Here is a 4596-nt window from a genome sequence, read left to right as displayed (position 1 = left end):
CTGTTCGACGAAGCTGGCGTTCAATACGCGATCTTGAATCCGCTGACCCGCGGCAACATCGCCGATTACCTCCTCAACAGCCGCATCTGCGCAGCGGTCAATGACTGGTTGCTGGACCGGTGGCTGGAGCCCGACACCACCGACCGTTTCCGCGGCACCATCCGAGTCAACCCGGAAGATCCCAGAGGTGCGGTGGCAGAGATCGAGCGGCTCGCCGGTCACCCGAAGCTGGTGCAGGTAGGCGTGCCGATGCAGTCCCGCGAGCCCTACGGCAAGCCGATGTTCGAGCCCATTTGGGAAGCGGCCGCCGGGCACGGGCTGCCGGTGGCGGTGCACATCAACGGCGGCAACGGTGTCGACCATGCGCCTACTTTCGCCGGGCATGCGCACACCTATCCCGGATACGCGGCCTTCATGCCGCTGAACTATTTCGTGCACCTGGCGACACTGATCGTCGAAGGCGTCTTCGGCCGTCACGCCGACCTCAAGTTCGTCTTCGCCGACGGCGGCTACGACATCCTCACTCCGTTGATGTGGCGGTTGGACACGTTCTGGCTGTCGATGCGTGACCAAACACCGTGGGTGGATCGGTACCCCAGTGAGTACCTGCCTAGCCATGTCCGGTTCTGCTCATCAGCATTCGACGGTCCGGTCGAGGTCGGAGAGATGCGGCGCTGGATGGACTTCTCGGACAAGTCCGCTCTGGTGATGTACGGATCGAGCTATCCGCATTGGTCCACATCGACGCCCGACGCCGCCACCGCGGGCCTCGACGACGCGCAACGCACCAGAGTGCTGTGGGAAAATGCGAGTGAGCTGTACGGGCTCACCGCGCCGGTGGAAAGAAGTGTGTGATGACAACGATCGAACGAGTTGAGTCCGCCGGGGGCCAACAGCAAGACATAGCAGTGACCGTCGTCGACACCGATGTTCACCCGCTGCCGGTGTCGACCGACGTGCTCAAGTCCTACGCGCCCGCCGAATGGGTAGACAAGATCTGGCCGACCGGCCATGCGGTCACGCCGGTGCCGCACTTCTACGACACACCCGACTCGTACAAGACGATGTCGCTGCGGTTGGACGCCGCTCCGCCAGACGGCGGATTGGCCGGCAGTGACCCCGATTTCGCCGCCAAGCAGCTACTGGTGGACGCCGGTGTCAGTATCGCATCGCTGGAGCCGATGTGTGACGCGCAGCTCCCCCAGGCCGAGCATGTGCTGAAGTCGACCTACAACGACTGGCTTGCTGATGTCTGGCTGGACAAGCACAACGGGCATGGCCGGTGGCGCGGATCGATCAGCGTCAGCGCACAGACTCCGGAGTTGGCCGCGCGCGAAGTGCAGCGCTGGGCCGGGCATCCATATATGGCTCAGGTGCTGATGACGCCGCAGACCCGCGGAATCCCTTTCGGCAATCAGCATTTCGACCCGATCTATGCGGCCGCGTCGCGTAACGGCCTGCCGGTGGCCACGCATCTGATGGGACAGACTCCCTTCGAATTGATTCCGTTGTACCCGGTCGGCAATCCCGCGCATTGGCATGACTTCTTCGCCTCGTGGCCGCTGCTGTACGTCTCCCATCTGATGAGTCTGGTGTTCGACGGCGCCTTCGACCGCCACCCAGACTTGCGGGTGGTGTTCATCGAGGGCGGCTTCACCTGGGCGATGCCGGTGATGTCGCGGATGGACCGGATCTGGGAAGCTCGGCGCGGTGACTTGCCGCACGTGCGTCGCCGCCCGTCGGACTATTTGCGAGAACACGTGCGGTTCACCACCCAGCCGCTGGAAGATATCGACACCGTCCAGTTCCGCGAGTACCTGGAACTGATGGACATGGGGGACAACCTCATGTTCTCGACGGACTACCCGCACTGGAGCTACGACGCGCCGACGTATGCCCTCAACCGGTTCCCCCGCGACCAACGAGACCGCATCATGTACGGCAATGCCACCGCGCTCTACGGGCTGCCGCCGACCGTCAAGGCCCTCCCCGGAGAACGGCCGGCCGACGGTGACACCGCGGATTAACGCACTGATCGCTCAATACGACGAGAAGTGGTCGGCACTCGACCTTGCCGGTGTGGCCGAGCTGTGGGAGCGTCACTGCCCGTCGCCGATCTATATCGGTGACGAATACGCGCTGCCGCTGATCGGTGCCGAAGAGCTGGAGCGACACTGGGCCCGAGTGGCCAGCCGCCTCAAGCATGCGTCGGTGTCGTCGAGCCTGTGGTCGGCCGACACGCTGTCCGCCGGTGTGACGCGGTGCGTGATGTTGAGTCGGTGGCGGTTCACCGGCAGAGAAACCGACACGGTGCACGCGGGCACCAGCTGGATCACCTGGTTGCTGCAGGACCACGGGGACGCCTACCGGATCTTTCACCACATGGAGTCGCAGGTCTACCTTGAAGAAGGGTTTGCAGCCGTACCGCAGGAAGATACGAGGGCATGACACAGACGAATCTCACTCGGCCCCAAGGCCTTAGCCGAATCGATCCGCAGCTGAGAGACAGCGCCGCGGCACTGGGCCTGGTCGAATTCAGCGCCGAGACGCTGCCGGCTGAGCGGAACCGCGCCGATCGACTCGCCGCGCAGCGCGCCGCAGACGTCGACCACAACGGTGTCACGGTCGAATCGGTGACGATCGACGGGCCGGACGGCCAACCGCTGCAACTTCGCCTCTACCGCGCCGACGCCCCGTCTGTGCTGCCACTGGTCATCTATGCCCATGGCGGCGGGTTCGTCACCGGCAACCTGGACACCGATCATGCCGAATGCGTGAACTTGGCGCGAGCGGCCAATTGCCTGGTGGTGTCCGTCGACTATCGACTGGCCCCCGAGAATCACTGTCCAGCAGCGCTGTCCGATGTCGAAGCGGGTTTACGCCACGTGTTGGCGCACGCCGCGGACATGCGCGCCGACCGGGGGCGGGTCGCCGCTATGGGACGTGATGCGGGCGCGGCGTTGGTAGCCGGTATGGCGCAACGCATGTTCGACGAAGAAGGCCCCCAGATTTTGGTGCAGATCCTGCATCAGCCGATGCTCGATTCCGACGCGACGCCGTCGCGTCGCGAATTCCAGCGGACTCCGGGCCTCAACGGTACGGCGGTGAGCCGGGCGTGGGGGCATTACCTCGGCCACGGCAGTGCCTCCGGCCAGCATGTCCCGGCCCACCGAGCCAATCTTGAGGGGTTGCCGCCGACGTTCATCAGCTGCGCCGAGATCGACCCGTGCCGCGACGAAGCCATCGACTACGCCAATCGGCTCTTGCACGCCTACGTTCACACCGAACTGCACGTGTTCGCAGCGACATTCCACGGCTTTGATGCGGCGGTACCTGATTGGGTTGTGTCGCAAGAGAATCAAGCGCTGCATGCGCAGACCCTGCGACGCGCGTTCGCGATATAGGTGTTCTGCGCCCTAAAGCGGCGTGAATTTGGTGATGAGCCACTTGCCGTCGATGAGCGACAGGTTCACCAGAACGCTGCTGGCCGCGACCGACGGCTCGGGGCTGTCCTTGCTCGTAGTGCTCTGGTCGACGAACACCAGCACCACCGCCGAGGTCGGGTGCAACTCCGACACCGCAGCGCGCATCACATGGGCGGTCGTCTTCAGCGACTTTTGCTTGGCCGCCGGAGCAACGGTCTGTTGGGTGAACTGTTCGTAATAGGACAAGAAATCCCCGGCCAAATGCGACTTGGCGTTGGCGAAATCTTTGTCCAGGGAGTCTGGTGAGTACGAGAGCAGGGCGACCGTCCCGTCGGACGCCGCAGTGACCGCGGCGCGTTCGACGTCAGGATCGGTCTGCTTCGCCGGCCGATACTGGTTCACATAGAGCCATGCCGCCACGCCGGCCGAGACCAGCAGGAGCACAACGAGAATGAGCGGAATCGGCCTGACATTGATCTTCTTGCGCCACAGATCGCGCCGCCAGTGATGGGCTGGCGCCTCGGACTCGGACTCGGGCTCGGGTTCGCCGTCGTCGGCGAACTCGGCGTCCGAGTAGAACACCACGGTCTGATCTTCGGCGGCTTCGGCGGGTTCGGGGGTTTCGGCGACTGGGGCGCCGTCGCCGCCTTCGTCGGCGCTACGGTAGCTTGCCCGCACACCCGTCAGGGGATCGATCTCCTGAGGTACTGCGGTCTCGAGTCGGCGCGCGTCGTCGGTCACGGTACAAACTCAACTTTCGACATCTTGTATTGGCCGCCCTCTTCTGTGACGGTCACCCTGAGCCGCCAATTGCGTGGTTCGTCTTTGGAATTCGGTGAATTGGTGACCCGCGACGTGGCCGAGACCAGCACCAGTGCGGTACGTCCGTCCATGGATTCCACGGCCGTCGCGTTCACGGTGCCCTCGGTGACGACCTTGGATTGCTCGACCACTTTGGTGAAATCGGCTGCCCGGGCTTGAAAGTCGTCCCGAAACTCACCAGTGGAGCTGTCGATGACCCGCTGCACGTCTTCCTTGGCTTTGTTGAAGTCCAGCGAAGTCATATTGACGACGCCTTGTTTTGCTCCGGCGGCGAACGCCGCGGCTCGATGTTGGCGGTCATTGGCGTCATCGTGCTTCCAGACGAAGAAACCACTGAGACCGGCGAATC

The 4596-nt window shown here is 63.7% G+C and carries 5 protein-coding genes and 1 pseudogene; 4 read left to right on the top strand and 2 right to left on the bottom strand.

Annotation, left to right across the window (positions count from 1 at the left end):
• From A9W95_RS15465 to A9W95_RS15450, 4 genes are all read left to right on the top strand, one after another.
• On the top strand, window positions 1–855 hold an 855-nt coding region (locus A9W95_RS15465; RefSeq protein ID WP_067414298.1), incomplete at its 5' end, for an amidohydrolase family protein.
• Window positions 855–2027 carry an amidohydrolase family protein gene (locus A9W95_RS15460; protein WP_067414294.1) on the top strand — a complete coding sequence of 391 codons (1173 nt, stop codon included), beginning with the start codon at window positions 855–857 and terminating at the stop codon, window positions 2025–2027. The genes A9W95_RS15465 and A9W95_RS15460, both read left to right, overlap by 1 nt.
• Window positions 2011–2448, top strand: coding sequence for a hypothetical protein (locus A9W95_RS15455; protein WP_067414291.1), 438 nt, complete (start codon window positions 2011–2013; stop codon window positions 2446–2448). The genes A9W95_RS15460 and A9W95_RS15455 overlap by 17 nt, the downstream gene beginning before the upstream one ends.
• Window positions 2445–3404 (top strand): alpha/beta hydrolase, encoded by a 960-nt coding sequence (locus tag A9W95_RS15450; protein WP_067414288.1) that lies wholly within the window; start codon window positions 2445–2447, stop codon window positions 3402–3404. The genes A9W95_RS15455 and A9W95_RS15450 overlap by 4 nt, the downstream gene beginning before the upstream one ends.
• Before the next feature lie 12 nt (window positions 3405–3416).
• Here the strand turns inward: A9W95_RS15450 and A9W95_RS15445 are convergent, their stop codons facing one another.
• The gene (locus A9W95_RS15445; RefSeq protein WP_371328078.1) at window positions 3417–4010 is read right to left on the bottom strand and encodes a hypothetical protein; all 594 of its coding nucleotides are present in this window, start codon (window positions 4008–4010) and stop codon (window positions 3417–3419) included.
• 152 nt (window positions 4011–4162) lie between these two features.
• Window positions 4163–4596 (bottom strand): annotated as a pseudogene (locus A9W95_RS15440) (hypothetical protein); the annotation flags it as partial.

Source organism: Mycobacterium sp. 1423905.2 (genome assembly GCF_001673155.1).
Taxonomy (GTDB): Bacteria; Actinomycetota; Actinomycetes; order Mycobacteriales; family Mycobacteriaceae; genus Mycobacterium.
This window is presented reverse-complemented; position numbering and strand designations above follow the sequence as displayed.

What these genes read in the sequence shown, in the direction of transcription:
- A9W95_RS15460 (WP_067414294.1), top strand. Translation starts at nt 855, where the DNA reads ATGACAACGATCGAACGAGTTGAGTCCGCCGGGGGCCAACAGCAAGAC.
- A9W95_RS15450 (WP_067414288.1), top strand. Translation starts at nt 2,445, where the DNA reads ATGACACAGACGAATCTCACTCGGCCCCAAGGCCTTAGCCGAATCGAT.